Below are 25,998 nucleotides of genomic sequence, written 5' to 3'. Positions count from 1 at the left end.
CCGGCGGGCCGGGGCAGCCGCGCCCCGGCCCCCAGAAAGGCAGGGCAGCCGTGACCGACACCGAGACCCGGATCGTCGACTATGCCGTCGAGGACGGTTTCGCCACCCTCACCCTCGACTCCCCGCACAACCGCAACGCCATCTCCGCGCGTCTGGTGACCGAACTCCTGGCAGGCCTCGACCGTGCCGCCGCCGACCCGGCAGTGCGCGGCGTGGTCCTGACACATACCGGCGCGACCTTCTGTGCCGGAGCCGATCTCAAGGAGGCCGTGGACGCCGACCCCGCCGCCGCCTCCGATATCCGCACCCAATGGATGGTGCGGCTGCTACGCAGCATCCTGGAACTCCCGAAACCCGTGATCGCGCGGGTGGACGGTAACGTGCGCGCCGGCGGTATGGGCCTGCTCGCGGCCTGCGATATCGCCGTCGCCGGTCTGTCCAGCAGTTTCGCCCTCACCGAGGCGCGGCTCGGCCTGGCCCCCTTCGTCATCTCGCTCACCCTGCTGCCCCGGATGACTCCCCGCGCCGCCGACCGCTATTTCCTGACCGGTGAGAAGTTCGACGCCGATACCGCCGAACGGATCGGCCTGATCACCCTGGCGACGAACGATCCGGCCGCCCGGACCGCCGAACTACTGGACGAACTGCGCAAAGCCTCTCCGCAGGGCCTGGCGGAGAGCAAACGCCTCACCACCGCGCCGATCCTGGCCGAATTCGACCGCTCCGCCGACGAATTGGCGGCCCGCTCGGGTAGTTTCTTCGGCACCGAGGAAGTGATCGAGGGAATGACCGCGTTCCTGCAACGCCGTCCGCCCCGCTGGGCCGTCCCGGCCGTCGAGACGCCCTCGGCAGAATAGGCCGCTATGGCGACACCCCACGAACCCAAACAGGACCGCAGCCGGGCCACCCGGCAGCGGCTCCTCGAGGCGACCATCGACTGCCTGGCGGAGAAGGGCTGGGCAGCGGCGACGGTGGCGGTGGTCGCCGAACGGGCCGGGGTGTCCCGGGGCGCGGCGCAGCACCATTTCCCCACCCGCGAAGACCTCATCACCGCCGCCCTCACCTACATGTTCGACACCCGCACGGACCAGGCGGTATCCGCGGTGGTCACCGAACCCGGCCTGGCCCGCACCGAAGCCGTGGTGGCCGGGCTGGTCGAGTCCTACACCAGCACGCTGTTCAAAGCGGCCCTCCAGGTCTGGACCCACGCCGCCGCCGACCCGGCACTACGTGAACGTATCGTCCCGCTGGAAGCCCGCTTCGGCCGCGGCGCCCACCGCCGTGCCGTCCGGGCACTGGGGGTCGACGACACCGACCCGGTCGCCCATCACCTGGTTCAGGCCACCCTCGACCTGGCGCGCGGACTCGGTCTGGCCGATGTCCTCACCGACGATTCGGCCCGCCGCAAGCAAATCGTCCACCAGTGGGCGGTCACCTTGCACGAAGCATTGGAAGCCAGGCCGGGGCGAGACAGTTCGGGGTGAGCCGGCCTATCCGGCGTTGCTCTCGTGCGGAACCCCGGGCCGGGCGACGGCGACGACCGTGACGAGCTCTTCCAACCCTCGGAAGTCATCCGGGTTGGTTGTATAGAGGGGTAGGTCTTCGGCAAGGGCAATCGAAGCGATCATCAGGTCGGCGATACGCCGGCGCGGTTTGCGTCCGCCGGCGATCACTGCGGCACATACTCGCCCGAATGCGCGTGCCGCCTCCGCGTCGAAAGGTATGGGATCGAATTCGTGCTCGGCACGCTGGAGAACATCGAGGCGCCGCGCACGTTCGGAGTGCTCGTCGTAGCTGTCCTGCTCGGTGTTGCTGCGGACCTCATGCGGTCCGGCCGACAATTCGGCCAGTGTGACGGCCGTGATCGCCATCTCGTCCGGCAACTGTGCCGGGTCCACCCAGCGACGCAGGATCATGATGTTGGTATCGATCAGCCCACGCGTACGAGCCGGACGATCACCGGTCATAGGGATCGTCCAGGTATCGATCGGCTGTGGCGTCCTGGTCGGCCCGGAATACGTCCGGGTCGAGGCCGGGCGCGGTCCGTGACATGGCCGCGAATTCTGCCCGCGGGACGAACCTGCGACGGCGGCGCAGCGGAACGAGATGGCCGATCTCGTGGCCGTCGCGGGTGACCGTGAACGCCTGCCCGTCTTGGACGGCGTCCATGATCTCCTTCGACCTGTTGCGTAGGTCCCGCTGCGTGATTTCGGGATGAGCGCCCATAGCCCCAGAATATAGTCGTGTGCTACCTCGCGCTACCAGGTGCTACGATGCGGGTTTGTGGGGGTATCGGTAGTAGGTTCGCGCTCGCGGTTCGTTCGGGCAGCGGTCATGTCCGTGCCGGTGACGGTGGCCGACCGGCCCGCACGATCGTGTGAAGGGCCCGGCGGGGAATCCGGCTCTTTGACACACGGCTGCACGCCGGTACTGTCGGCACCGCTGCGTTTCGATCATCGAGGGGGACGTCGTGGCCGATTCGGCAGATTCGACACCGTCGATTCAGGTGGTACCCGGCCATGTCATCGACGTCGGCAAGTTCGTCCAACTGACCGCCGACAACCTGGTGAAAGCCCTGCATGACCTCGATACCGATATCGACGCCGTGCTCGAGGTGTGGAAGGGCAACTCCGCCACCGCCTATCGCGCGGGCTGGGACGAGACCAAACAGGGCGCGGTGCAGGTCCTCGAGGCGCTGGCCGCCATCGCCAATTTGCTGGGTGTCACCACACAGACATTCGTGGAGCAGGATGACAGCAATTCGCAGAGCTACCCGTCGCTCAATCTCTGAACTACCCGGGGGAATCACCATGCCAGAGCCATCCGAGGCGTTCCAGGTCGATCTCGACGAACTCGACAACCTCACCGCGCGCGCCGCGAACTTCATCGGCTTTCTCAACGACAGCCTCATCGGACTCGAGCAACGGATGGCCGCCCTGCACCAGACCTGGTCCGGTGACGCGGCGATCGCGCAGGCCGACGCTTTCCGGCGGTGGTCCGCCGGGGCCACCGACGTCCGTGAGGGTGTGGATGCCATGCGCCAAGCTGCTGTCGATGCCCACACCCGCTACACGACCGCCATCCAGACCGTGCAGCGGATGTTCGGCCCCCGGTAGCCCGAGCCCGGTAGATGAACTTCATCAATGTGGACCCGGCCGTCTACTACGAGGCGGCCACCATCGTGAACAGGGCGGCGAGCGCCTTCTTCACCGTCTATGACCAGCACCTGCAGGCACTGAAGGGTACCGCCGCAATGGCAGGCAGCGCCGGGCCGGGCAAGGAATGGGCGACGTCCTACGACACCCAGGTCCGCGAAACCAACAATCTCGTCACCACCCTGATGCTGGCGCTCGACAAGTATCCCCGGGTGCTGAACCAGGCCGGGTACATCTACGCGAGTAGCGACCACCACCCCGAATCCGGCACTCCCGCACCGCAGAAACCGGCCGATCCGCAGCTCGCCTACACCAGCTGCGCCCAGCCACCGCAGTCGGCGGGAGGCCCGGGCAGCGGCCTGATCGACGACGGGCTGGAACTCGCGAAGAAGATCGGTGTCGACCTACCGGTTCCCGACGGTGACACCGACAAACTCAACACCGCCGCCACCGTCTGGAACAGTCTGGCCCATGCCCAGGGCGTCACCAACCTGCCCGCGGAACTGGAACGGGCGGCGGCGATGTTCCAGCAGGTCACGGCACCAGAAGTGGCGTCGATCGACGAGGATCTCCGAGAGATAAAAACCGCCGCCGAAGACCTGCTGGTCACTTTCGCCGATATCGCCGCCTCGTGCGCGGCCCAGAAAACCGCGCACGACAACATGAAGGTGCAGTTGCGCGACATGCTCGCCCAGTTCGCCGACGAACTGAAAAAGCAGGTCGTCATCACCCTCGCGCTCGCCGTCGCCGCCTCGGTGGTCAGCTTCGGAGTCGGTGGCGGGGCAGTGGCGGCGATCCGCGCCGGTAAAGCCGTAGACCTGGTCAACGATCTGGTCAAGGCGCTCCGCGGTATCGTCGCTGCCGCCGGACTGCGGACGGTGGTCGCCGTGACCCGTTCCACCGGCGACACTCGCGCCAAGCTGGAGCGCATCCACGACCTCATCGAAACCATCGAAGATTCGGTCGAGGCTCGAAGCAAGCCGGAAAAGAAAGCTGGGATTGCCGCCAGTCCGGAAGAAAGAAAAGCTCTGATAGACGAGCTGGAGCAGAATGGTGTGAAATTCAGCAGAGAAGATATCGTGTCCATCGGCAGAGATTGTGATGGGAAAATAATCTTCTTGGAAAAAGGTAATGACCGCGCCGGGCTGGAGCATATATTAAGGCATGTAGGCGAGTTCGGCGATAAAGGAATACCGGAAAGCGATATTCCCAACTTGGTGATGAAGGCGGTTACCGAGGGTGAAGTGGTGGGAACTCAAGGAAAAAACCGGCCGGTGTACGAAGTAATGCACAATGGTCAGCCGGTGAGGATTGCTGTTAGTGTTGGCAGTAATGGTTTTGTGGTCGGGGCCAATCCGGCCTCGTGAGCGCTGGAGGGGTAGTGACATATTTGAGGGTTCTGCCGGAGATCGCGTGCTGGCCTACCTGGGTGCGTAGGGGAAAGCAGTTCGATAACGTGGACCCGGGTTCGCTCCCGATCTCGTTCGAACTTGCTGCGGCCCTGCGGGACTGGTCGGACAGATGGGACGCTACATACGACCTGGAAGATGACCCCGGGAATCCGAGATTCCTGTCCGTTGATGTGGAGCGACAATTCTGGCGTGAAGGAGCGGAAATAGCCGCCGGACTCCGTAGTGAGCTCGGGCCGGACTGGACTATCGAATACGACCCGAGAACTTCGTATCCCTCAGCGCACGTCTAGCGCGACCGTATCGATGCGCGGCGCAGGAATTTTCGCGCTCGGACTCGGTGCGGAGCCGTGGGCAGTGGTGGTGCTGGTGATCGCGGCCGCTGTCGGGGCCGGAGCGTCCAGGGGAGATCATCCATCATCTGTTCACGATCCTGTGGGCGTGGGGCCGGATCGATGCCGTTCGCGCGACTTTGCCGGCATTCGAGCCCTGGCCGTTGGTGAAGCTGTGCGGTCCCCATACGCTGCTGCGGTCGAGTGCCCAGCGGTGGGTTGAGTACTGCGTGGAGCACAGCCGCATCGTCGCGGATCGGGTCGGCGCGGATATCATCGGCTCGGACGAGGGCATGGAGAACCTGCGGACGGCATGGCGCATCGCCACCCCCAGCCCGGTTCCGTCGGTCCAGTCATGATTCGGAAGCCCCACCGCCCTCTTGAACTGGTGCAGCTGAGTCCCGTGCTCGTACTACGTGCGGGAGCGGAATTCGAGGTCCAGATAGAGGGGGTGGTGGGTTTCGAGACGGCCGAGGGGGCGGCGTGCCGATATCGAGTCGCCGAGATGCCCGACGATATGGAGAGTCGATTCACCGGGATGCTTGTGGAGGTGCGTGCGACAGAGGACGGCACGCTCTGGCTGGAGTATGAGTCGGGTAGCTCCATCAGAGTGTTCTCGGATGCGGATTTCGAGGCGTGGAGCGTAGTCGGAGCCGATGGGTTCAGGGTGGTGTGTATGCCGGGTGGGCAACTGGCCATGTGGTCGAGGGCGAACGCCATCCGGACTGGAACTTTCCACTGGTCGACGGGCTGACGCATGTTGCTCGCGGCTGTCCGTACTTCAGTGAAAGGTGTATCCCCGGTTGTCCTTGGCGGGCGGGTCGTGATCGGTCAGGGTGACCGTGACGGTTGGGCCCCGGCGACGATTGTGCGCATCCAGTCGAGTGTGCTGTGCAGGCCGGTCCGCAGGTCGGTGGTGGATCGCCAGCCGAGGCTGTCGTGGGTGTGGGTGAGGTTCGGGACGGCGGTAACGGTTGTTGCCGCGGCCGATGTGTGCTCCAGCCAGCCGGCACCGGCGAGCGTGATGGCTGTGCGGGCGAATTCGCTGAGGCCCGAGACAGGACCGGCGATGTCGATCGGGCCCCGAATGTCGGTGTCGAGCATGCGGACGAGGGCATCGACCGCGTCGTTGATGTAGACGAACGATCGTGTCTCGTTATCGGTGAGGTACAGGGTCTGGGCGCGGAGGACGGCGGTGCAGATCGTCGCGGTGGCACGCCCGTCGCCCGGGGGCAGCCCGGGCCCGTAGACCTCGAACAGCCGGACGATGCCGGTATCGGTGCACCGGTTGTGGTGCGCGGCGGCTTCGATCAGGTGGTGACCGGTTCGGTGGGCTTCGAATACCGCTGTCCGGCGGCTGTTCACCGACTGGTTTCCGGGCTCGGGACCGGAAGCGAGAACGATGCGGGCGTTGTGGGCTGCGGCGAGGTCGAGTGCGGCGAGGGTTCCGGTGCAGGCCGCGCGCAGGACTGCCACGGCGTCGCGGGCGGCCGCGATGGGGCTGCCGGGGTGGGCGAGGTACGCGATATGGGTGACCCCCTCGAGTCCGGTGAATGCGCCGAAGGCGGTGGTGTCGGTGGGGCGCAGGGTGAAGCGCGGATGGCCGGTCAGGTCGGCGATGTTCATAGCACGCCCGGTGCTGAAGTTGTCGATTGCGGTGACGCGGTCGCCGCGGCCGAGCAGGCTGCGGCACAGGTGTGAGCCGAGGAAACCGGCTCCGCCGGTGATGACGATATGGTTCACGACAGTGCTTTCTCCCGGTACGGCCGACGGGTGGGGTCGGGGGTTATGCAGCCGTGTACGACCAGAGTCGCGAACGCGGCGCGTTTGCGGAGGCAGTCGTGTTCACGGTGGTGGCGCATGGCGTTGTGGGCGTCGTCGACGTTCAGCGGAGTCCCGGGCAGGGTGCACGTCCACGCCACCGTCGCCGGAGTAATCGAGGTCCGGTGCCGCGCTCGTCGCGCGAGACGGTCGGCGGGGCGCGGCGGTTCGGCGGGCCATACGCAACCCAGCGCGGACGCCACAGCAAAGCACACGACCGCCACGGATACGGTGGTGATCAACGCATCCCACGCACTCATTCCCGCCCGCCTTCCGCTCTCGCGGCAGGAGTACCGGCCGCCCACACGGTGGGCGGGCATACGGTTTCCAGCCGGTATCCGAGATCGCAGATCAGGGTGGGCCGGTCGTCCACCTGGCCGAGGTCGAAGGCGATGATCACCTCGGCCCCGAGTTCGGTGGCGAGTGCGCGAACATAGGCGAGCGGGTTCGGTTCATCGAGGGGTGGGCGAACGGTGTACAGGTACCGATAGCCGGATTCCCGGGCGTGCCGCTGGATTTCGTCGGCGTGACGCGGGGCGTGGTGGGCGGAGATATCGATGCGGACGAATCCGATGGCGGTGGGGCGGTACTCTGATGAACCTGGGACATGCGGGTACGGCACGGGTCCTCCCGGTATCAAGGGTCGAATGGGTACGTGTCCGCGCGTGACCCTCGGGACGGGCCACGCAGAGCGCGGAGGTGGTCGCGGCCGAACTCGGTGAAGCGCGCGAGGATCGGGTGATGGTGGGTCCGTCCGCGGTGTCACCCGTTCTCCGGACCCCAGCACACCACGGGATATACGCTGGTCCAAGCCGAATCGGTAGGTCCGGACCAAAGTGATGTGTAGTCCCAGAACGTGATTCGAACTCGATTCCGGCGATGATTCGATTTCGGGGTGCCCAATGATTCGTTTTTCCGAACGGAGGTAGCGGTATGACCAGTGACGAGGGGGCGGAACCATCGACCCTGCCGCGTCGGCAGTTGGGTCGGTTCCTACGGGAGCACCGGGAGGCCATCGGCTTGAGCCTGGCGAAAGCGGCCGCTCTGGTGGAGTTGAGTCAGGCGGCGCTGCAGCGTATCGAGGCCGCCAAGACGAAAAAGGTGCGCGCGGTCGACGTGCGAGCACTGTGCGAGCTGTACGAGGTGCCGCGCGAAGAGGTGGTGCGGGCGCTGGACCTTGCGGAGCAGGCGAAGGTGACATCGTGGTACACGGCGTTCGCGGGGCTCTACAGTGATCCGACGTTCAACATGTATGTGGAACTGTCTGCTTCAGCGCGACAACTCGTCTCGTATCAGGAAATTGTGTTCGGCCTGGTGCAGACGCCCGACTACGCGCGTGCTCTGATCAGCAGCTTTTATCGGGAAGAGAGCCCTGACGACATCGAACGCCGGGTGGAGTTGCGGATGAAGCGACAGTCCATCGTGACCCGTAAGGCCGACCCGGTGCGGCTCGAGCTGCTGCTGCACGAATCGGCGCTACATCGTATGGTCGGCGGTCCGAAGGTGATGGCGGAGCAGCTCCGCTACCTCGCGGAGGTCGGGAAGCGTCCGAACGTGGAAATCAGGATTCATCCGTACAGTGCCGGGTGCGCGCAGGGTTTGTTGCATGGACCGTTCGTGATCCTTGCGTTCGGCGATGATGCTCGAGGGCGGTCAGTCGAGCCGCCGCTGGTCTACTTTGAAGGTGTAGGCAAGCCCGATCTCTATCTCGAGAACGGTGATGATGTGCGGCGTTACGATGAGCTTGCTTCGGTAATCCGAAGCGCAGCACACGATCAAGTGCGATCGCGAGAACTGCTCAGGCACATTGCGAAGGAGTATGAAGCGTGAAGACGGATCTATCCGGAGCGAAGTGGTTCAAGAGCAGTCATAGTAGTGGGCAGACCGATTGTGTCGAGGTTGCGTGGTTGACGGATGGTCAGGTGGGAGTGAGGGATTCGAAGAACACCCTCGGACCTGCCCTGGTGTTCGCACCCGGAGCGTGGGATGCCTTCGCAACCGAACTCCGTGCGGGTGGATTCGTCTCTCGCTCATGACGCGCCATCACTGAGATATCCGACGGCGGTTCCCGCGAGGCCGTCGATGGCTACCGATGATTCCATCACGCGCGCACGGTCCCAACCGTGCGCGCTGCATCTTCCGATGGCGTTCGGTGGAACCGCCGTGCTTTGGGGCGCGTCATAGACTGTGAGCGGAGTACTGGCGGCCGATGGGAGCAGTGGTGGGACGACGGACGGCAGTGACGACTGTATCGGTACTTGCAGGAGCCGTGCTGGCGGTAGGTGGCTGTGATGCGACCACCGGTGGGTCGGCGGCGCCTGCGGCGACCACGGATGCGGTGGCGACCGAAGCGCTGTGGGACCCGTGCACGCAGATCAGCGACGATGTGTTGCGGCAGGTCGGGGTTGACCCGTCGACTCGGGACAACACGATCTCGGGGGTGGAGAACGTCGAGGGCTGGAAGTTGTGCTCGTGGCATGACAGAGCTGTCCGCTGGAACTATGCGCTCGGAGTCTGGGCGACAACCCACAGCATTGAGGAAACCAAGCAGGATCAGAACAACATCGACTTTGCTGATGTCATCGCTGCTGGCCGGTCAGGAGTACGGTTCAAGCGTGCGGAGGATAGTCATGAAGAAATGTGCTATTTGAGCTTTCCTGCAAACGGCCAGTCCATAGAGATATCGATCTACAAAACGGTACTCACCGAGGATAAAAGAGATCCTTGTGATATCGCATTGTCGGCGGCGGAAGTGCTGGTGCCGGTATTTCCGGCGAAGTAGGGGGTGAGGGACGATGAGTATTGAGGACAGCATTACCCAGTGGCAATTTTTGTCGGATCAGGCGAAGGCTGGGCAACTGTATCTCGAAGAATCGGTGGCGGTCGGATGTCGTACGGCTATCGAAGCCCAGATCGGTATCTATCAGGAGTGCCTGCAAGGAATTGGGCAGATGGCACGAGTCAGCGGCCTCGGCGAGTTCGCCTGCGGCCAAGAACTGGCCCGGCTACTCGGACTGAAAGCAGTGGATTCGACAGGTGACGGCGATCTTGCCACCTCCCTCCGTGACCACATACAGGTCTTGAAACTGATGGCCGATACCATCCAGGTTTCGCTGGATCGTGTGCAGGAGCAGGACTCCAGCAACTCGCAGGATTACAATCAGGTCGGCTGAGGGGGAGCGAGATGTTCGGTTTGCCGTCGTTCGGTGAAGTGATCGTGAATCTGGGGGCCTTGGCGATGCGGGGGCCGCTCGGCGCCGTGGTCGCCGGTTCCGCGGATATGGATGCCGCCGCGCGGGCACTGGCCGCGGCATATGGTGATCAGAGTCCCGAGGCCATTGCCGCGCGCAATCGTATCCAGGATCTCACCGATAATAGTTTCGACGGCGAATTCCACAACCCTCGAATCCCGGAACAGATGTTCGGCAATGTACGCAGCGAGGATCTGGACGATCTGTATCGGAAAGCTCAGTCCATCGACGTCTCCGCCATGGATACCCTGCACCAGATGTGGACAGCGCGGGCCGGGAAACTCGAGACCGGGCTGAACGAGTTCGGGCCCGCGATCGGTAAAGCCATCGCCGAGTCGTGGAGTGGGGCTTCCGCCGCGGCGGCGGCCGGCGGTATCGCCGATTATGTGACGAAGGCGCAGAATCTCGTGTCCGGGACCAAAATCGTGGCCGATAAGGTCGGCGTCGTGAAATCCGCGGTCGAGGTGACCAAACAGAATGTGCAGCCCGCACCGGATACCGGCTGGGCCAGCACCGTCGCGAGCTGGGTGCCGGGGCCCAGCTGGAAAATGGACAGCGATCGCACCAGCGCCGCCGAACTCGCCACCTATTCCGTGCTCGAACGTGTCTACCAGCCCGGGATCCGGGAAGGCGATACCGGACAACCCCGTATCCCGCTGGCATACAACCCCGTTCACGAACCCGACGCTCCCGGCTCCGTTCCGCCGGGTTCGGTCCCGCCCGGCTCCACCTCGACCAGGACGCAGCAGCAGCCTCCGACGACCTCCGGCGACGGCGCCCAACCGGCCGCGACCACGCCCGGAACCAGCGAACAAGCTCCCGGCGAAAACCAGGCCGCGTCCCCGGCACAGCCGGAGCCGGGCACGACGCCAGGCAGTTTGGCCGGACTCGATACGACCGCCGCGTCCACTACCGACCCCGGCCTCGGCGTCCCCACCGGACCCGGCAGCCCGCTCGGTACCCCGTCCACCACCCCCGGCGGTCCTGGCAGTCCGGTCGGCACCACCCCGGGCGGTCCGGGCGTCCCGGCCGCACCTATACCGGGACGTACGGTCGACGGTCCCGGAGTGGCCCGGCCCGGCGCGGCGGCCACGAGTACCGGCACCAGCAGCGGTTCGGGTCGCAGCGCGACGCCCGGGGCGATGATGCCGCCCGGGGCCCGCGGTAAAGGTGAGGACGACAAAGAGAAGCAGAAGTCCGCGATCGCCGAGGCGCTGGTCACCCAGCAGCACGGTGACGAGCTGACCGGTCTCGATCCGAAACACCGCCGGAAAGCCGTACCACCCGTGTTGGGGGAGTAGCGAGTGGAGTCCTCCCGCAGCACCTGGAACCTGTCGGCGCTCGAATTCATGGTGTTGTGGCATGCCCTCGGCCGTGACGTGCTGCCTTATCCGCTGCGATACCGGTCGGTCGAGGACACCGCCGCCGCCTACGAACACGCCTACAAGACCGCGGCCGCCCGGCTACGTGCCGTACTCGACGAAGACCTCTACGGTCCGCTGCGGATACTGGTGCAACCGGAGGCGCGTATCGAGATCGCCGGATTCGTGGGCGCGGCCCGTCCCGTATTGCCACGCGCCACCGCCGACCATGCCGCTCAGCTCCGCCTGCACGCGGCTGTCGCCGGCCGAAGTGCCGTGCTGCTCACTCAGGGCTCGACCGCCGACACCGACCGCGGCGGTGACGTGCGGATCGCGTTCGTCCCCGCACACACCCTGGCCCGCCGCATCCTCGCCGCCTTCCCCGACGTGCTCCGCGGCAGCGGCCCGGAGATCCGGCTGGACCGCACGGAAGTCGACGAACCGGCCAACCGGCCGTTCACGGCCTTCTTCGACGACGCAGCCCCACCTGCACGCGACGCGGCCCACCGCTTCTTCGAACGTCCCCGCTCGACCGTCGCCCATATCGCTGTCTACCCAGGCGGCGCCTACGACCACCGCCCGGCCCCGGCCCGGGACTTCCACATCATGGACTACCCCGACGGCCGCTACCGCGTCCGTGCCACCGCCACGGTCCACGCCGTCCCCACCGATACCGCCGAACTGTCCGCCCACCTGAACAACCTGCTCGAACGAACCCTGACCGACTACCGCGAAGATCACGAACTCTGACCACGCGTCGCCTCGAGTGCCACACCACCGCCGCCGGCCTGAACTCGAACTTCATCCAGACCTGCGATGGTTCGCTTTTATGGCACGAAGGTGGTCGAATCGTTGCGGTCGGGATCGGTTGCGACATGATCCAGTGATTCCCGGCGCGATATGCACTTGTATCTGCTTCTCGGAGTGCACCGTCAACGGGATCTCGTCACCGTGGGTGTTGAAATACCGCTCGATGGAGGCCACGGCCGCGCGCCGCGAAGTCTCACGGAGGTCGAGATCCGCGAACGGTGTGTACAGGTGGCGGTCGACCAGTTCTTCAGCGAACGAGGCATTGAGCAGTTCACCGTTCGCGGCCTTCTTGTGCACTTGCTGGAGGTCGTCCGCCGCGGTTTTCTGGCCACCGTCCTCCCGGACGCGATCACCTGGGCATACCCCGACCTGCATCCGGTGACGCTGTCCCCGCCGCCGCCCACCCGCACGGTGGAACTGCTGCGCCGCCGGACCGCCTATCACTCCGCGGCGGCCCGCGCCTTCGCGGCCGTCATCTGACTTCCTTTTATGAGGCTCTGGAGAGACAAGTGGGGATTACGCGATGAGTGAAGAACACCCTCTGGCACGACGTCTCGACGATGGACGCATCCTTGTGCGCTACTTCGGACAAGAACTCGACGGCGATATCGCCGACGGCTCGGTCGCTATCGGCCCGGAGGACCCCGCGTACCGTGACTGGGACGCCGAGATCGCGCGCTGGGAGCAGAACCCGGAGCCGCTCGACGACACTGTCGACTACGAACCCATCGATTACGAGAATTCGGACATACTGCCGAAACTGCATCCAGACGATCGTGACTGCTCCGAATGATGGCTGAACCGATATGTTACGTCCGCCTGCCGGTCTCGCGTCGATGGCTCGCGGCGGCGAGGATCGGGGTATGAGCGAATCGCCGGACGGTCCCGCGTTCACCTACTCCGAGATCGGCGCGACTCGTGGTGAGCTCCCGCCGGGATATCAGCACCTGCGGTTGCGTCGTCCCATAGCTTCCGGCGAGGCGGAATTCCGGCGGCTCGGCGCGGCGCTAATGCGCTATCGGATGCAGCGCGGGCTGAGACTTCTCCAGGAAGCCGGAACGCCGGTGGCCGAGCCGGGCACGACGGTCACCCTCCGGCTCGGGATCGGCCGGTTCGGCCTGCGCGCGCCGTGCCGGGTGGTGTACGTACTGGACGAGCCCGATCGGATCGGATTCGCCTACGGCACCCTGCCGGGGCACCCGGTGAGCGGGGAGGAGCTGTTCGCCGTCGAGTACGACCGGGATACCGATGTCGTATATTGCGTGGTCACCGCGTTCTCCCGTCCCGCGCGCCGGTCCATGCGCCGGGGCGGGCCGCTGTCCGCGCCGGCGCAACGGGCGGCCGCGGCGGCCTACCTCGCGGTGCTGCGCCGGACACCACGGGAGCGATGAATCCGGCACCGTGCCTCCGACTGCCGTCGAACGTCCGCGTTGACCGGGGGCGTAGACGAACGCGAGTCGGCCCGCGCCGGCGGTGACCCGCCCGGCGGTCACGGTGAACGGGTATCGCCCAGCGATCCGGCGCTGCGCTCAGCGGGAGGTGTGGACGGTGCGCCGCACCTGCACATCGCCGGGGAAGAATGCGCGTCCGGCCAGATTGAAACTCCAGGACACCGTGGGCGTGATCCGCATATACGGGGCGGTCCCGAACTGTCCGGCGCGCTCCACGAGTGCGGCGGTCCCGTACACACGGAGGTATCGCGGGGTCCAGGGATCTGTGGACACGAGGTCGTCGATCACCACGGCGACTTTCGTGTGGCCGCGTTCGACATTGCGGTACTTCCTGGTCCGCGCCGGGTCGTGACCGCCGATATAGATATGGGTGCCGTCGAACTCGTAGCCCACCGGCGCCACATCGGGCTGCCCGTCGGGGCCTACGGTGGCCACCCGCGCGAGCGGCTGGGAGCGCAGATAGGCGGCCTCTTCCTCGGTGAACGACATCGGGAACCTCCTCGTGACGAGTCCGGAGATCCCGTGCTGATCGATCCCGCACGGTGATCGTCGAGGCCATGATTATTTCCCGGATGGCCGCCACGGCCCGGCCGCGACGCCCGGGGCACCGTGGAAAGTTCCGTGCGGATCAGGACAGACCGAACCGGACGCCGGTGAGTTCCTCGGAGACCTCCCAGAGCCGCCGCGCGGCGTGCGCATCGCTGGCCTGCGCCGACCGGCCGACAAGTGTCGGGTACCCGTGCATCTCCCCGCGACCGTCGGGGCCGACGTAACTCGCGCCTGGTAGGTCCTGCGTCGCGGCGAAGAGCGTGGGCAGGGCTGCCTTCTCCGGGGTTTGCGCGAGATAGCGACCGGCCAGGTGCACGATGCCGACCAGGAATTTGTTGCGGTTCGCGGTACCGAGTTCGGTGGCCGCATACCCGGGATGTGACGCCATGGCCCGCACCGCGGACCCGGCCTGCCGGAGCCGGCGTTCGAGTTCGAGGGTGAACAGCAGGTTCGCGAGCTTGGACCGGCCGTAGGCCTTCACGGGACCGTAGCCGCTCTTGGCGTAGTCGAGATCGTCGAAATCGATGGACCCCACCTTGTGCGCACCCGAGGCCAGGTTGACGACGCGGTCGGTGATGTGGGGCAGGAGCCGATTGGTGAGCGCGAAATGACCGAGATGGTTGGTACCGAACTGCATTTCGAACCCGTCCTTGGTCCGGCCCTCGGGCACCATCGCGACCCCGGCATTGTTCACCAGGATCGCGATCTCACCCGCCCACTCGCCGGCGAACTCGCGAATCGATTCCTGATCGGCGAGATCGAGTTGCCGCACCTCGTTGCTGCCGCCGATCCGGCGCGCGGCCTCGTTGCCGCGGCCGATATCGCGGACGGCGAGCACCACATGCGCGCCGGCCCGGGACAGCAGGGTGGCGGTGCCGAATCCGACGCCGCTGTTGGCGCCGGTGACAACCACGGTGCGGCCGTCGAAGGCGGGCAGGTCGGCCGCGGTCCAGTGCGAAGAACTCATGTCCAGACGGTAACGCCGGAAACGGGATCGGGCGCGGACTCGCCGGAAATGAGGCGGGTACTGCGATTACGCCGATAACGCGAAACCGCCCGCCGGCGAGGAAATGAGCGGAAGCGCCGAACAGCGCGCAGCTCGCCGAGTAGCGTGAGGTCCGTGTTCCCGGGGCCGGTCGCCCGTGGCCGAGACTCCGGCTCCGGCTTTCCGCTCGACTCCGGCCGAGCGTTCTCGACCAGGTGGTACCGGCAGTTCCGTTCCATCCGTTGTCGTAGAAAGGGTCGTTGATGCTCCGTTCACGCAGGACTGTTCCGACGGTGGTCGCGCTGCTGGGCGCACTGGCGCCGGCGCTCGTGGTCACCGCTGCGGCCGCGACCGCGGCGGTCACCGATTTCGATCTGGCGCCGGGGGCCGGCGGCGGGAGCGCCGCGGCGCCCTACGGAACCCATTGCACCTACACCGCGACCGCTACCGCGGAGCCGGGCGAGTACGTCAGTTTCTACGACAGCCAGAAGGGTTCGTTCGATCCGCCCGGCGCGATTCTCGTCGGTGAGTCCGGCACGGTCACCGCGGAATGGACCCCGGAGGTCCCCGGCACGCACAACCTGCACGCCGTGAACATCGGTAGCGAACAGTCGCTCGAAGCGGAGGTCGGCTCCGGCCTGAACCTCGGCTCGGCCTGCCCGGTGTGGTGACCGGCGGTGTGGGCGCCGTGTCCGGCGGGCACGGGATCTTCTCGAAATCCGGCAGAAGAGGTGAACACAGACCTGTCGCGTGCAGCGCGGCAGCCGGCGGAAGGAGTTTCGCATGGGGGATACACCTCGCGCGCGTCGTTCGGGCGGTATGAGCGCCGCGATCGAGCGGGCCGTCGCACAGCTCGATGCGGGATTTCTGCGCAATGAACTGATGGTCGCCGCTCTCGTGCTGTCCTCGATCATCGCCGTGATGGGCCTGAGTTCGGACGGACTCGGCTGGAAACTCGGGTACTGCGCCGCCGGGCTCCTCGGCGTGACGGCGTCGTTCGTGGTCATGCGCAGGGACCGACCCCGGCAGTGGCTGGTCCTGCCGGCGATCTCCGCTCTCGCCGTGCTGCTGCTGATCGTGTACGGGCGGATGTCCGGAAGCCTGTGACCGGCAGCGGCATTCGTGCGCGGTCAGCCCGGCGGAGCGCCGAACGCGGTGTCGCCGACCTCGCGCAGTTGCTGCCGTACGGCGTCGTCGCACACGGACCCGTCGACACCGGCCCGGTAGGCGGAGGCAGGGCTGATACCGAGTCGTTCGGCGAGTTCGTATTCCTGGCCGAGGGTCGTACCGAACAGAGCCGGGTCGTCGGTACCGATACTGCAGCGGACACCGGCTTCGCGCAGCCGGGGGAGTGGATGTTCCGCGATATCCGCCACGACACGGGTGGCGACGTTGGAGGTCGGGGTCACCCGGAGTACCGTTCCTCGATCCACGAGCTCGGCCATGAGGGCGGGGTCGCCGGCCGCGGCGATCCCGTGCTGTAGTCCGTCCGGGTTCCAGCGCAGGACGTCCCGGATGGCGCGTACGCCCCCGGCTTCCCCCGCGTGCGGCACGATTCCCAGCCCGCCGTCGCGGGCGATGGCCACCGCCCGGTCGAACTCCGAGACGTCGCCGCGCGCCAATTCGTTGCCGCCGGCGTCCAGGCCGACAATGCCGCGGTCCCGGTAGCGTACGGCCCATTGCGCGCATTCTTCGGCCAGTTCGCGGTCGACTCCCCAGATCAGGCTGGGCATGGCGCGCACGGTGACACCGTAGTGTTCGGCCGCCGCGGTGATGCCGTCCGTGACACCGTCGAACATCGCCGGATACGGGATGCCGTCCCATTTATTGCGATTGATGGGTGAAAAGGTGGTTTCGATGTACTGCACGCCGTGCGTTTTCGCCTCCAGAGCGTAATCGAGGACGGCCCGGCGGAAATCGTCTCCGGTGCGCATCGTGCCGGTGGTGACGCGCCACATCTCCAGGAAGTGGCCGAAGTCGCGGTACCGATACAGCGCGGACAGCGCCTCGACATTGTCCGCGGGCAATGTCACACCGTTGCGCCGCGCCATATCCAGCAATCTTTCCGGCCGGATCGTGCCCTCGAGATGGACATGCAGTTCGATCTTGGGATACGGGTCGGCGGATCCACTACGCGGCAGCGGTGCGCCGCCACCGGAACCGCCGCGGGAGTCCTCTTCGGTCCGGCGGCTCGAACGCGCCGACGACGGGAGTGCGGACTCGCCGGTGCCGGGGGCATGACGAAAACCTTTGTCGGAGTCGGAGAGTTTCGCGGCCGCGCTCTCGAACCGCCGGGCGAAAGGCCTGATGCCGTGGGTGGTGCCAGGGCCTTCCATTCTCATGAAGCAACTGCTCAGCTTCCGGGTGGCTCGGAGAAGAATTTGCGCGACCTCTTCCGACCGGATCAGCACAACGCCCCCTCTACACGTCCGCGACGGCCTGCCGGCCTCGGTTCGGCACTCTAACCGAACCGCCGGTCTCGGTCCCGTCAGTTGTCCACGATGCGTGGTCACATGAGATGTGCGGTGAGGAAGGCGATCTGATCTGCGGCGATCTGCTCCACCACCGGTGGGTGGTAGACGGTGAAATGGTCGGCGTCGTAGGTCGTCAGTACGGCCTGTGGTGCGCGGGCGGCCACCCGATCTTCGGCGTAGCGGCGCTGGGAGACCAGTTGCCGCGGCTCGCCGCCGGATTCGCCCAGATGACGAAAGTCGAACGCCACCACGGCCAGTCCCGCCTGCGCGAACCATTGTTCGTATTGCCCGAGCATCATCTCGTGGGTGGCGCCGCCACCGTGCAGGCCGAACTCACGAGCCCGCTCGCGGCCCGCGCGGGCGAGGATCGGGCGGCGGTCGCCGGCCGGGTCGCGGCGCTACCGCCCGATCGGTTCCCGAAGCTGATCGAGATCGCGGAAGCCGCCGCCGGCGGCGATCCGGAAACCGAATTCGGTAGCGGGCTGGCGATAGTCCTGGCCGGTCTCCGGGCCTGATGGCCGGTAGCCCGGGTTACGGTGTCGCCTGTAGCCGCCAGCGCTGGTACGGGCCGCCGCGTGGAGTCATCTTCAGTGCCCCGGCGTCGGGCAGGTAGGTGAGCACGGATTTCGGATACCCCTGCTCGAAGAGGTAGCCGTCCTCGATCTGCCATTTCACCGCGAGTGTCGACGTGCTGTCGACCAGCCGCGCGTCGGTTCCTCCGCGGAAGGGGGTGCCGCCGTAGGCGAGGGCGAAGTATCCGCGCGACTCCTCGGCGACGACATTGACGAGCTGATTGTGCGCGCCGGAATAGGTGTTCGCGCCACTGGAGTCGAAGATCCAGCCCTGCCGCACCGACCCGTCGCAGCCGCGCATCTCGAGGCCGGGGTCGGTGGTGACGCTCGCCCGGTCGCTGCGCCGGGTGTACTCCCGCTGCTGCCAGGTGCCGTCGTATTCGTAGTACCGGCCGGGCTCACTGGCCAGGCACAGGCGGGCTTCCTCGTTGCGTAGGGCGAACCTGCCACCGGGAAAACCGTTGGCGATCACCGGCGCCGGGCTGCGTTTTCGCGGCTCGCCGCCGGTCAGCTCGATATCGGGCGTGGCCGCGGAGTGGGTGACGACGAGCAGCCCGGCGATCAGGGCGACGAGTGACAGCGGGCCGCCGCGTACTCTTCTCGTATTCATGCGCAAAAGCTATCAATGCTTCATCGGTGTGCATCGATGGCGCGCGGAACCTTTGCGGGGGTCTGGATGGCGGTGAAGGCGTCTTCGGACCCACCCCGCGCAATATTCTGCGCGCTTCGGTCGCACCCTGATATTACGCGTCGCGGCCGAAAGCGGTGCGCCGGTTTCGAGCGGGGAGCGGGCGCCGCGCACAGTTGCCGCGGCAGGTCAGATGGCGACGTCGCTTCGTGACTCGGCGTGGCGGCGCTGGGCGTCGAGGACCTCGGGCATCCGCGCCTCGAGGAAACCGACGAGTTCGAGAAGCCGCGGCGCGGTCTCGGCGCCCAGATCGGTGAGGCTGTACTCCACGTGGGGCGGGATGGCGCGGCGGACCTTGCCCCGCGCCGACTGGCCCGATACCGAGGACCTGCGGCCGCACCCGCTGGATCTCGACGCGGCCGTCGAACGCTGGGGCGCGGACCTGGCAACCGGCGCGGCGGCGGGTTCACCGACCTGATCCGCCGCGGGCCGGGGCGGCACTGCCGCCGGGTGAGGCCCCGTGCCCCCCGGGGGCAGTGGTCGCGCAGGCTCGGTCACACCCGGCGGCAGGTTCCTCCGCTACTCCGTGGAGTCGTAGTCCTGGATACTGCCCTGCTGGTCGATGGCGGGAGCTTGCTGGTCGGTGTCGCCCGGTGCCTGCTGGTCGGCGTCACCGGGTCCCTGCTGGTCGGTATCGCCCGGATACTGCTGGTCGGTGTCACCGGGAGCTCGTTGATCGGTGTCACCAGGGTTCTGCTGGTCGGTGTCACCGGGGTGCCGGCTCATCTTCCGCGTCGTCCTGGACGGGCAGGCCGAGACCCGGAAACAGGTCTTCGATACCGGGAAGGCCCGGAATGCCCAGGAGACCGGGCCGGCTGTCCTGCTGGTCGACGGCTCCCTCGGTGGGTTGCGCGGTGGCCGCCGGGGCGGCGAGGGCGACCGCGGCGGGGACGGCCAGTGTGGCGAGCGCGGCAGCGGTGGTGGTGCGGATCGACATGTGTAACCCCTTCTCTCTCGGTGATCGGGTGGGAAGTGGTACGCGTGCGGATCGAGCACTCCGGACCATACGGGGAGCCGGGCGCGGTCCGGGGCAGGCCGGTCGGGTCGGCGAGTACGTCCCTCTCGACATTCGCGTTCCGGTTGCGGGGCCGGACCGGTTGTGGCTCGATGAGCCGGCGCTGTCGATCGATAGCGCGCGGTTTGCGTCCGGCGCCCGCTCGCGCGGGTAGCGGGACACCAAGGAGTTCGACCATGACAATCGGATATGTCTGGAACACGGTCTACGGATGGGCCGAGATCGCGGCGCTGTCCGCCGGCGGTGCGATCCAGCTCGTGGATCAGGTCGTCTCCCGAACCATCGATACCGGTTACGCGCTGGTCAACCCGCCGGGACATCACGCGTACCGGGCCGGCGGGATGGGGTTCTGCATTTTCAACAATGTTTCGATAGCCGCCGCCTACGCCAAGGACGTCCTCGGGCTGGAACGGGTGGCCGTGGTGGATTGGGATGTCCACCACGGCAACGGCACCCAGGAGATCTGGTACAGCGACCCGTCGGTGCTCACCGTTTCGCTGCTTCAGCATCTGTGCTTCCCGCCGAACTCCGGCTATCCGGAAGAGCGGGGCACCGGTGCGGGTGCGGGCTTCTCGATCAATATCCCGCTGCCGCCCGCCAGTGGTGACGCCGCCTATGCGCACGCCATGGACGAGGTCGTGCTGCCGGCGCTGCGCGAGTTCCGGCCCGAGCTGATCCTGGTGGCCTCCGGTTTCGACGCGAGCATCATGGATCCGCTGGCCCGCCAGATGGTCACCAGTGCCGGATTCGCCCGGCTCACCCGGCGCGTGCTCGATGTGGCGGACGAACTCTGCGAGGGGCGGATCGCGTTCGTCCAGGAGGGTGGATACAGCCCGCACTATGTGCCGTTCTGCGGGCTGGCGGTGCTGCGCGAACTGCTCGGTGACCCCTACCAGCCGGACCCGTACAGCCCGATCGTCTCCACGCAGGGTGGCGATGTGCTGCTGGAGCACGAAGCCGCGGCGATCCGGGCGGCAGTACCCGGTCCGCTCCCGGCCCCGGCCGAGAACCGGTGATGCAGGGCCGGCGGACTCCATGCCGCCGGCCCCGAAAACCGTTGCCGGACCGTGAACTACCGTGCCTCACGATCTCCGGCGGGCGATGTGAACTTCCACTACTGTGTGCTCGCAGTAATCGAAACCGTTCCCTTTTCGGGAAACTCAGCAAGGAGTGGGTTGATGACGTCCGTCCGGAAGGCCGTGGAGGACTACTACGAGCACATCGACTCCGGCCGGTTGGCCGATGCCGTGCAGTTGATGACCGACGACGTGAAGCTGACCTTCGCCAATGCCGACCCCGTGACCGGCCGGGAAGCGGCCTTCGCCTCCATCCAGTACGTGCTCGACCAGACCACCAAGATCCGGCACACCATTTTCCACTGGATGGAGCCGCAGATCGCGGCGGATGGTACGGCCGAGGTCACCTTCGAGATCCGGATCCACTACTGGCTGAAGAACGGTACGGAACTCGATATCCCCGGAGCGGTGTACGCGAGTTTCGACGCAGACACCCAGTGCACCGAGCAGCGACTCTACGGCGACCTCACCCAGGTGTTCGCCTGACCCTGCCGCCTACGGTGCGCTGATACGTCGATGGCTCGGACCCGGCCGGTCCGAGCCATCGCCATATCAGCGCCTATTCGTTTCCCGGCTCTCGGCTCCACGGCGCGGTATCCGACCCAGACGCCCCCGGATTCCTGCGCCTGGCGATGCCGGCTTCTCGGGTCCGCACCATGGGTTCGGCGATTTCGTCACCGGGCGGCCGTCCCCGTCGCGCATCACTCGTCGAGGTTCCGGGGGAGGTCGCAGCGCGCCGAGAGTGGTTGCCAATAGGTTGCTGTTTTCCTGTTACTCAAATTTAGAGGAATTTGTTGCGGGAAAACTGGTCGCTTGTTATGTTGCCTGGGTCACCGCCGGATACCGCGGCCGTGACCGTCCTCTCCGGTTGTAGGCCGGATCCGCGAGGATGTCTCACCCCTCTCGAGGAGTTCACTATGGGTTCGTTGAGCGATCTGCTCACCGCGTTGATTCCGGCACTCGGTTCGGCCGTCGCAGGTGACGGCCTCCTCGATGTTTTCATCGGTTCCCTACAGGGAAGCGTCGCCGCCTGATTCGGCGAACGATACACCCACTTTTACCGAAATTCCGATCGGAATTCGGTTAATTCAGCACTGCAAGGAGCACGACATGGGATCTCTCTTCGAAATTCTGGGCCTGGGCACCGCCAGCGCCGGAGGTATCGGCACGAGTATCGTCAACGCGCTGATCACCCTGAGCGGGGGCACTCCCGCTCCCGGCAAATAGATCGCAGGTCGGAGAGGGGTCCACCCGGTCACCACGGGTGGACCCCGTGCTCGAAAGCCACGTATACGAATTGATGTTTCCACGAAGCAGGACGTCGCCGGTTTATCTGCTGGCAATACTGTTCGTTCTCGCCCTGGGTGCGGCACCACGCGCCGCCGCCACCCCAGGAGCGCATATCGTCTCGCTCGCGCCCGGTGCCGGACGATCGGTCGAGGTCACGGTGTACTCACCGGCCATGCGGCGTGATATTCCGCTGCAGGTCCTGCGCCCGGCCGATACCGGTACCCCCGCCCCGACCCTTTACCTGCTCAACGGTGCCGGCGGCGGTGAAGACGCCGCGACCTGGTCCGCGCAGACCGACGTGTCCGAATTCTTCGCCGGTGAACACGTCAATGTGGTGATCCCCCGGGAGGGGGCCTTCAGCTACTACACCGACTGGCAGCAAGAGGATTCCGGCCTGGCCGCGAAACTGGGCAACAACGGCCGGAACATGTGGGCAACCTTCCTCACCGAAGAACTACCGCCCGTACTCGATGCCGCTTTCGGTACCACGGGCCGGAACGCGATCGCGGGGATCTCGATGGCCGCGACCTCGGTACTCGACCTCACCATCCGCGCGCCCCACCTCTACAGCGCGGCGGCGGCGTACAGCGGATGTGCGATGACCAGCGACCTTCTCGGTCAGGCGTTCGTCACACTGGTGGTGAGTCTGGGCGGCGGCAACGCCGAGAACATGTGGGGCCCGACCGACGGTCCGGGGTGGCGGGAACACGACCCCTACCTGCAGGCCCACCGGCTCCCGGATATCCCGATGTACATCACCAGCGGCACCGGGCTGGCCGGGCGATACGACAGCGCCGATGACCCACGGCTCAACGGTAATCAGAAGATGCTGTGGAACCAGCTGCTCGTCGGCGGCGGAATCGAGGCCGCGGCCGACTACTGCACCCGGGCGCTCCAGCGCCGCACCCAGGAGCTCGGCCGGACCGATATCGTCTACGACCTCCGTCCTTCCGGCACCCATTCGTGGGGGTATTGGCAGGACGATCTGCACCGATCCTGGCCACTGCTGGCCGGTGCGCTGACCTCCTGAACCCACCGCGGCGCGTCAGCCGAGGGCTTCCACCAGCTCGCGGAACGATTCCCGCAGCAGCTCCCGGTAGCGGTCGGGGTCCGGCATCATCGCCTTGTCGACGCTGACGGTGAGCACGATCTCCTCGCCCTGTGCCGAGATCAGGTGCCGCAGACCGTCACCGTCCATCGGTGGCAGGACACCGAACGCCCGCAGCACCGGCGCGCCGCGGAAGGTCAGCCCGGCACCCGGCGGCGGGACATTGCTGATCGTGGTGTTGTGCAGCGGCACCGAGGACAGATCGGTGAACGAGCGATGTGCTCGCGCCCGGCCCGCCGCCCGCAACAACCACGCCGGCGCGGTCTCGACCCGCGCGGCGTGCCGGAGTACCGCCGGATCGCTGTTCCGGCGCCGTTCCCGGCGTACCGACTCCCGGATCGCCGCCAATCGCGCACGCGGATCCCGGCGGCCGGTGTGCAGATCGACCGTCATCTGACACAGCTGGTTCGCCGAATCCCATTGCGCGATACCGCGCATCGACATCGGAACCATCGCCGCGAGCCCCGTCGGCGGCATCTCACCCTTCTCGTCGAGGTAGGCGGCGAGCGCACCGGACACCACGGTCAGCATGACATCGTTGACCGTGACGCGTTCGGCGGACCGATCGCGCAATGCCGTCACTTCGGACAACGGCAGGAACACCTGCTCGATCAGTACGGTCGGGCCGATCGCGCGGTTGAAGCGGGTCGCGGGGCGTACGGGCGCCGGTTCGTGCAGCAGGCCGGCCTCGATCCGGGCGCGCGCGGCGGCGTTCGCCGCCCGGGTACGCGACAGTCCCATTGCGAAACGGCCTATACGGTAGGGAAACAGCGCGGCGGCACGTAACCCCGCCGCCGATCTCGACCACCGGTTCGCCGTCGGTGCGGCCGGTGCCTCCCGGCCGCCGAAGAGTTCCAGTTCGAGTTCACGGGTCGCCACACCGTCGCAGGCGCTGTGGTGGAATTTCAGTGCGACGACCGTGGCCTCCCCCGGGATCTCCGGAACGGCCCGGACTCGATCGAACACCTGGATCTGCCACGGCGGTCGGGTGAGATCCATACGCGCCGTGGTTATTTCCGCGAGCCGGGCGCGTACGGTATCCCAGTCGGCTCCCGACGGTCCGGCCACCACGTGCTCGGCGATATCGAGTGCCGGATCGGGGACCCAGTACGGCAGATCCAGATCCAGTGGGACACGCCGCAAGCGTCGCTGGAACAGGGGTGCGAAGCCCAGCCGTGCCCGCGCCCAATCCCGCAACGCGGCGGTATCCACCGGTTCGGCCCCGGTGGCGTCGAAAACGTAGACCGCGACGATATTGGACGGGTGCCGCTCGGTTTCGTCGTAGACGAACACCGCGTCACGGGGCGCCAACTGCTCTTTCGCCACAATGCCTTTGGCCTTTTTCGTGGCGAGAACTCCACTGTTCCCGTATATCACCATGTTTCCTGCCGAGCGGTACCGATATGAAGAATTGCCTGGTCGTGCCAGGCAGCTCGATCGATCCTAGCGGTCCGGCGCGCGGCGCCCAGGGGAATCCGGCTGTCCGGAACGTCGAAATTTCAGAACTGGGTGAATTATGGGCAATGCGCGGGCGCGTGCCGCTCGGAATTTCTCGCTGTCTCGGACGGCCTATCGGATACTGCATTCCGGTCGGTTTTCGGAATTGGGTCCTTGTTTCCGCGCCCGAGAGCATTATCTCGTCCGCCGGGCGGTTCGAACCCGGGCGTTGCCGCCCGGTGGGGTCGCCGCTCCCATGGCGGACGGAGAACCTCGCATAATAGCGGAGAAGAATCAATCGGATCGGATCGCCGAATATTTGCTCGAGTCGGCGTTGGATCGTGGAAACCTCTGCACCACAGTCTCGTTCCGCCAGGGGGTGCGGAGCCCGCGCTGCCCGGCCGGGCCCGCGGGGTCCGACCCGGACAATCGAGCCGGGTTGTGACGCTATGGTACTTCCGTCGAGTGTTCCGGCCGGACCGGCACGGCGCGTCGGAACGCCGATGGCGCGGACCCGCCACGGAACGGCCCGGGCCCTCGGCGTCAAGGCCGGCTCACTTCGGCGCGGTGAGGTCGTAGAGCGTGACCCCGTCCACGTCCTTCGCGGTGAAGTTGTCCGTCCCGGCCATGAAGCTGAACACCTGCCCGGTGACCAGCAGCCGGCCACCCCACAGCAGCACCTGCGCGCGAGGACCGTCGGTGCGGGCCGCCCGGCCGCGCAGCAGCAGTCCGGCGACCAGCGCCGCGGGGATCAGCCAGGCGATCTGTCCGCCCTGCATCTGGTCGAACATCCGGGTTATCCCGGTCCGGCCCCACATACCGTTGCCGCCGGGCGGCAGTTCACCGCCCGGGCCGATACTGCCGGGTGCCGGCGTTGTCGGCGACGGTGATCCGCGCCGGGAACGGGAACCCGCTGTCGAGGTAGTCGCGAAGCCGGCGCACACACGCCGGGATCGGTTTCTTCGTTGTACACGGGAACGACCACATCCAGCACCGGCGGCGCCGCGGTGTGTTCCCTGAGGTCCCCCGCTGCGGCGAGGGGCACGGTCTCGGTCAGGTGGACCAGAGTCGGTGGGCGGGCTGGGGCCCGGCTCCAGCCAACCTGGGAGGTAGCTGTGCATATTTGCGGCGCCTTCGGCGCCGCGGGTCGGGGCCCTGTGACCCCGATTAATCCCAGATCGGAAGTGCACACCGCTGAACTACAGTCACAAACA

36 protein-coding genes and 2 pseudogenes are annotated in these 25,998 nt (G+C 66.5%); 22 read left to right on the top strand and 16 right to left on the bottom strand.

Annotated elements, in window-relative coordinates; genetic code table 11:
- Positions 1–50: 50 nt before the first annotated feature.
- Both ACLML9_RS15805 and ACLML9_RS15800 read left to right on the top strand, forming a co-directional pair.
- Positions 51–857, top strand: coding sequence for an enoyl-CoA hydratase family protein (locus ACLML9_RS15805; protein ID WP_411946245.1), 807 nt, complete (start codon positions 51–53; stop codon positions 855–857).
- A gap of 6 nt (positions 858–863) precedes the next feature.
- The gene (locus ACLML9_RS15800; RefSeq protein WP_411946242.1) at positions 864–1,484 is read left to right on the top strand and encodes a TetR/AcrR family transcriptional regulator; all 621 of its coding nucleotides are present in this window, start codon (positions 864–866) and stop codon (positions 1,482–1,484) included.
- A 6-nt stretch (positions 1,485–1,490) separates the two neighbouring features.
- Here ACLML9_RS15800 and ACLML9_RS15795 read toward each other — a convergent pair whose 3' ends face one another.
- Both ACLML9_RS15795 and ACLML9_RS15790 read right to left on the bottom strand, forming a co-directional pair.
- Positions 1,491–1,967, bottom strand: a complete 477-nt coding sequence (locus tag ACLML9_RS15795; RefSeq protein WP_411946241.1) for a type II toxin-antitoxin system VapC family toxin — start codon at positions 1,965–1,967, stop codon at positions 1,491–1,493.
- Positions 1,957–2,226 carry a type II toxin-antitoxin system prevent-host-death family antitoxin gene (locus ACLML9_RS15790; RefSeq protein ID WP_411946240.1) on the bottom strand — a complete coding sequence of 90 codons (270 nt, stop codon included), beginning with the start codon at positions 2,224–2,226 and terminating at the stop codon, positions 1,957–1,959. Before ACLML9_RS15790 ends, ACLML9_RS15795 begins: the two co-directional genes overlap by 11 nt.
- A 244-nt stretch (positions 2,227–2,470) precedes the next feature.
- Here ACLML9_RS15790 and ACLML9_RS15785 point away from each other — a divergent pair, with 244 nt between their 5' ends.
- From ACLML9_RS15785 to ACLML9_RS15770, 4 genes are all read left to right on the top strand, one after another.
- Positions 2,471–2,791, top strand: a complete 321-nt coding sequence (locus ACLML9_RS15785) for a WXG100 family type VII secretion target (RefSeq protein WP_411946239.1) — start codon at positions 2,471–2,473, stop codon at positions 2,789–2,791.
- A gap of 19 nt (positions 2,792–2,810) precedes the next feature.
- Positions 2,811–3,116, top strand: a complete 306-nt coding sequence (locus ACLML9_RS15780; RefSeq protein WP_411946238.1) for a WXG100 family type VII secretion target — start codon at positions 2,811–2,813, stop codon at positions 3,114–3,116.
- Positions 3,117–3,130: 14 nt separating this feature from the next.
- Complete coding sequence (locus ACLML9_RS15775; RefSeq protein WP_411946237.1) at positions 3,131–4,522, top strand: hypothetical protein; 1,392 nt, start codon at positions 3,131–3,133, stop codon at positions 4,520–4,522.
- A 762-nt stretch (positions 4,523–5,284) separates the two neighbouring features.
- Positions 5,285–5,650, top strand: a complete 366-nt coding sequence (locus ACLML9_RS15770; RefSeq protein WP_411946236.1) for a DUF6188 family protein — start codon at positions 5,285–5,287, stop codon at positions 5,648–5,650.
- A gap of 77 nt (positions 5,651–5,727) precedes the next feature.
- On the opposite strand, the gene ACLML9_RS15765 is transcribed toward ACLML9_RS15770, so the two are convergent.
- The 3 genes from ACLML9_RS15765 to ACLML9_RS15755 are packed head-to-tail and all read right to left on the bottom strand — an operon-like array spanning position 5,728 to position 7,339.
- Positions 5,728–6,639, bottom strand: coding sequence for an NAD-dependent epimerase/dehydratase family protein (locus ACLML9_RS15765; protein ID WP_411946235.1), 912 nt, complete (start codon positions 6,637–6,639; stop codon positions 5,728–5,730).
- A complete protein-coding gene (locus ACLML9_RS15760; protein ID WP_411946234.1) occupies positions 6,636–6,977 on the bottom strand; it encodes a hypothetical protein in 342 nt (113 codons plus the stop codon). Before ACLML9_RS15760 ends, ACLML9_RS15765 begins: the two co-directional genes overlap by 4 nt.
- A complete protein-coding gene (locus ACLML9_RS15755) occupies positions 6,974–7,339 on the bottom strand; it encodes a hypothetical protein (protein WP_411946233.1) in 366 nt (121 codons plus the stop codon). Before ACLML9_RS15755 ends, ACLML9_RS15760 begins: the two co-directional genes overlap by 4 nt.
- 311 nt (positions 7,340–7,650) lie before the next feature.
- On the opposite strand from ACLML9_RS15755, the gene ACLML9_RS15750 reads away from it, so the two are divergent.
- From ACLML9_RS15750 to ACLML9_RS15710, 9 genes and pseudogenes are all read left to right on the top strand, one after another.
- Positions 7,651–8,547: a helix-turn-helix domain-containing protein gene (locus tag ACLML9_RS15750; RefSeq protein ID WP_411946232.1), complete on the top strand. Its 897-nt coding sequence runs from the start codon at positions 7,651–7,653 to the stop codon at positions 8,545–8,547.
- Positions 8,544–8,753: a DUF397 domain-containing protein gene (locus tag ACLML9_RS15745; RefSeq protein ID WP_411946231.1), complete on the top strand. Its 210-nt coding sequence runs from the start codon at positions 8,544–8,546 to the stop codon at positions 8,751–8,753. The genes ACLML9_RS15750 and ACLML9_RS15745 overlap by 4 nt, the downstream gene beginning before the upstream one ends.
- Positions 8,754–8,956: 203 nt before the next feature.
- Positions 8,957–9,499 carry a DUF3558 domain-containing protein gene (locus ACLML9_RS15740; RefSeq protein WP_411946230.1) on the top strand — a complete coding sequence of 181 codons (543 nt, stop codon included), beginning with the start codon at positions 8,957–8,959 and terminating at the stop codon, positions 9,497–9,499.
- A 13-nt stretch (positions 9,500–9,512) separates the two neighbouring features.
- Entirely contained in the window at positions 9,513–9,890 is a 378-nt protein-coding gene (locus ACLML9_RS15735; RefSeq protein WP_411946229.1) for a hypothetical protein, read from the top strand.
- 11 nt (positions 9,891–9,901) lie between these two features.
- A complete protein-coding gene (locus ACLML9_RS15730; RefSeq protein ID WP_411946228.1) occupies positions 9,902–11,269 on the top strand; it encodes a hypothetical protein in 1,368 nt (455 codons plus the stop codon).
- Between the two features lie 3 nt (positions 11,270–11,272).
- On the top strand, positions 11,273–12,079 hold the full coding sequence (locus ACLML9_RS15725) for an ESX secretion-associated protein EspG (RefSeq protein WP_411946227.1): 807 nt from the start codon (positions 11,273–11,275) through the stop codon (positions 12,077–12,079).
- Between the two features lie 354 nt (positions 12,080–12,433).
- Positions 12,434–12,619: pseudogene (locus ACLML9_RS15720) on the top strand (transcriptional regulator CynR); the annotation flags it as partial.
- 43 nt (positions 12,620–12,662) lie between these two features.
- Positions 12,663–12,932, top strand: coding sequence for a hypothetical protein (locus ACLML9_RS15715; protein ID WP_411946226.1), 270 nt, complete (start codon positions 12,663–12,665; stop codon positions 12,930–12,932).
- Positions 12,933–13,002: 70 nt separating this feature from the next.
- Positions 13,003–13,530, top strand: coding sequence for a DUF1990 family protein (locus tag ACLML9_RS15710; RefSeq protein WP_411946225.1), 528 nt, complete (start codon positions 13,003–13,005; stop codon positions 13,528–13,530).
- Between the two features lie 138 nt (positions 13,531–13,668).
- Here the strand turns inward: ACLML9_RS15710 and ACLML9_RS15705 are convergent, their stop codons facing one another.
- Both ACLML9_RS15705 and ACLML9_RS15700 read right to left on the bottom strand, forming a co-directional pair.
- The gene (locus ACLML9_RS15705; protein WP_411946224.1) at positions 13,669–14,079 is read right to left on the bottom strand and encodes a PPOX class F420-dependent oxidoreductase; all 411 of its coding nucleotides are present in this window, start codon (positions 14,077–14,079) and stop codon (positions 13,669–13,671) included.
- Between the two features lie 139 nt (positions 14,080–14,218).
- The gene (locus tag ACLML9_RS15700) at positions 14,219–15,112 is read right to left on the bottom strand and encodes an oxidoreductase (protein ID WP_411946244.1); all 894 of its coding nucleotides are present in this window, start codon (positions 15,110–15,112) and stop codon (positions 14,219–14,221) included.
- Between the two features lie 275 nt (positions 15,113–15,387).
- Between ACLML9_RS15700 and ACLML9_RS15695 the strand changes: the two genes are divergently transcribed.
- Positions 15,388–15,795 (top strand): hypothetical protein, encoded by a 408-nt coding sequence (locus tag ACLML9_RS15695; RefSeq protein WP_411946223.1) that lies wholly within the window; start codon positions 15,388–15,390, stop codon positions 15,793–15,795.
- 112 nt (positions 15,796–15,907) lie between these two features.
- A complete protein-coding gene (locus ACLML9_RS15690; RefSeq protein ID WP_411946222.1) occupies positions 15,908–16,231 on the top strand; it encodes a hypothetical protein in 324 nt (107 codons plus the stop codon).
- A gap of 23 nt (positions 16,232–16,254) precedes the next feature.
- Here the strand turns inward: ACLML9_RS15690 and add are convergent, their stop codons facing one another.
- A complete protein-coding gene (gene add / locus ACLML9_RS15685) occupies positions 16,255–17,466 on the bottom strand; it encodes an adenosine deaminase (protein WP_411946221.1) in 1,212 nt (403 codons plus the stop codon).
- Positions 17,467–17,633: 167 nt separating this feature from the next.
- Positions 17,634–17,897: a hypothetical protein gene (locus ACLML9_RS15680; RefSeq protein ID WP_411946220.1), complete on the bottom strand. Its 264-nt coding sequence runs from the start codon at positions 17,895–17,897 to the stop codon at positions 17,634–17,636.
- Positions 17,898–17,900: 3 nt separating this feature from the next.
- Here ACLML9_RS15680 and ACLML9_RS15675 point away from each other — a divergent pair, with 3 nt between their 5' ends.
- Positions 17,901–18,113, top strand: a complete 213-nt coding sequence (locus tag ACLML9_RS15675; protein WP_411946219.1) for a hypothetical protein — start codon at positions 17,901–17,903, stop codon at positions 18,111–18,113.
- A 16-nt stretch (positions 18,114–18,129) separates the two neighbouring features.
- Here ACLML9_RS15675 and ACLML9_RS15670 read toward each other — a convergent pair whose 3' ends face one another.
- Positions 18,130–18,780 carry a hypothetical protein gene (locus tag ACLML9_RS15670; RefSeq protein WP_411946218.1) on the bottom strand — a complete coding sequence of 217 codons (651 nt, stop codon included), beginning with the start codon at positions 18,778–18,780 and terminating at the stop codon, positions 18,130–18,132.
- A gap of 207 nt (positions 18,781–18,987) precedes the next feature.
- Positions 18,988–19,128, bottom strand: a complete 141-nt coding sequence (locus ACLML9_RS15665) for a hypothetical protein (RefSeq protein WP_411946217.1) — start codon at positions 19,126–19,128, stop codon at positions 18,988–18,990.
- 10 nt (positions 19,129–19,138) lie between these two features.
- Here ACLML9_RS15665 and ACLML9_RS15660 point away from each other — a divergent pair, with 10 nt between their 5' ends.
- On the top strand, positions 19,139–19,276 hold the full coding sequence (locus ACLML9_RS15660) for a hypothetical protein (RefSeq protein ID WP_411946216.1): 138 nt from the start codon (positions 19,139–19,141) through the stop codon (positions 19,274–19,276).
- A 101-nt stretch (positions 19,277–19,377) separates the two neighbouring features.
- On the opposite strand, the gene ACLML9_RS15655 is transcribed toward ACLML9_RS15660, so the two are convergent.
- Entirely contained in the window at positions 19,378–19,584 is a 207-nt protein-coding gene (locus ACLML9_RS15655; RefSeq protein ID WP_411946215.1) for a hypothetical protein, read from the bottom strand.
- Entirely contained in the window at positions 19,565–19,795 is a 231-nt protein-coding gene (locus tag ACLML9_RS15650) for a hypothetical protein (protein WP_411946214.1), read from the bottom strand. Before ACLML9_RS15650 ends, ACLML9_RS15655 begins: the two co-directional genes overlap by 20 nt.
- 254 nt (positions 19,796–20,049) lie before the next feature.
- Here ACLML9_RS15650 and ACLML9_RS15645 point away from each other — a divergent pair, with 254 nt between their 5' ends.
- The 3 genes from ACLML9_RS15645 (at position 20,050) to ACLML9_RS15635 (ending at position 23,269) form a co-directional block, all read left to right on the top strand.
- Positions 20,050–20,889 carry a class II histone deacetylase gene (locus tag ACLML9_RS15645; RefSeq protein WP_411946213.1) on the top strand — a complete coding sequence of 280 codons (840 nt, stop codon included), beginning with the start codon at positions 20,050–20,052 and terminating at the stop codon, positions 20,887–20,889.
- A gap of 162 nt (positions 20,890–21,051) precedes the next feature.
- On the top strand, positions 21,052–21,435 hold the full coding sequence (locus ACLML9_RS15640) for a nuclear transport factor 2 family protein (RefSeq protein WP_411946212.1): 384 nt from the start codon (positions 21,052–21,054) through the stop codon (positions 21,433–21,435).
- A gap of 814 nt (positions 21,436–22,249) precedes the next feature.
- Complete coding sequence (locus ACLML9_RS15635; protein ID WP_411946243.1) at positions 22,250–23,269, top strand: alpha/beta hydrolase; 1,020 nt, start codon at positions 22,250–22,252, stop codon at positions 23,267–23,269.
- A gap of 15 nt (positions 23,270–23,284) precedes the next feature.
- Here ACLML9_RS15635 and ACLML9_RS15630 read toward each other — a convergent pair whose 3' ends face one another.
- The 3 genes and pseudogenes from ACLML9_RS15630 to ACLML9_RS15620 all read right to left on the bottom strand — a co-directional run.
- Complete coding sequence (locus ACLML9_RS15630) at positions 23,285–24,727, bottom strand: wax ester/triacylglycerol synthase family O-acyltransferase (protein ID WP_411946211.1); 1,443 nt, start codon at positions 24,725–24,727, stop codon at positions 23,285–23,287.
- 611 nt (positions 24,728–25,338) lie between these two features.
- Entirely contained in the window at positions 25,339–25,575 is a 237-nt protein-coding gene (locus ACLML9_RS15625; RefSeq protein WP_411946210.1) for a hypothetical protein, read from the bottom strand.
- Between the two features lie 73 nt (positions 25,576–25,648).
- Positions 25,649–25,778, bottom strand: a pseudogene (locus ACLML9_RS15620) (glycosyltransferase family 2 protein); the annotation flags it as partial.
- Positions 25,779–25,998 lie beyond the last annotated feature (220 nt).

This window comes from Nocardia sp. NPDC002869, from assembly GCF_046764065.1.
GTDB lineage: Bacteria > Actinomycetota > Actinomycetes > Mycobacteriales > Mycobacteriaceae > Nocardia > Nocardia rhamnosiphila.
Note: the sequence above shows the minus strand (reverse complement) of the source record. Positions and strands in the feature narration are given on the sequence as shown.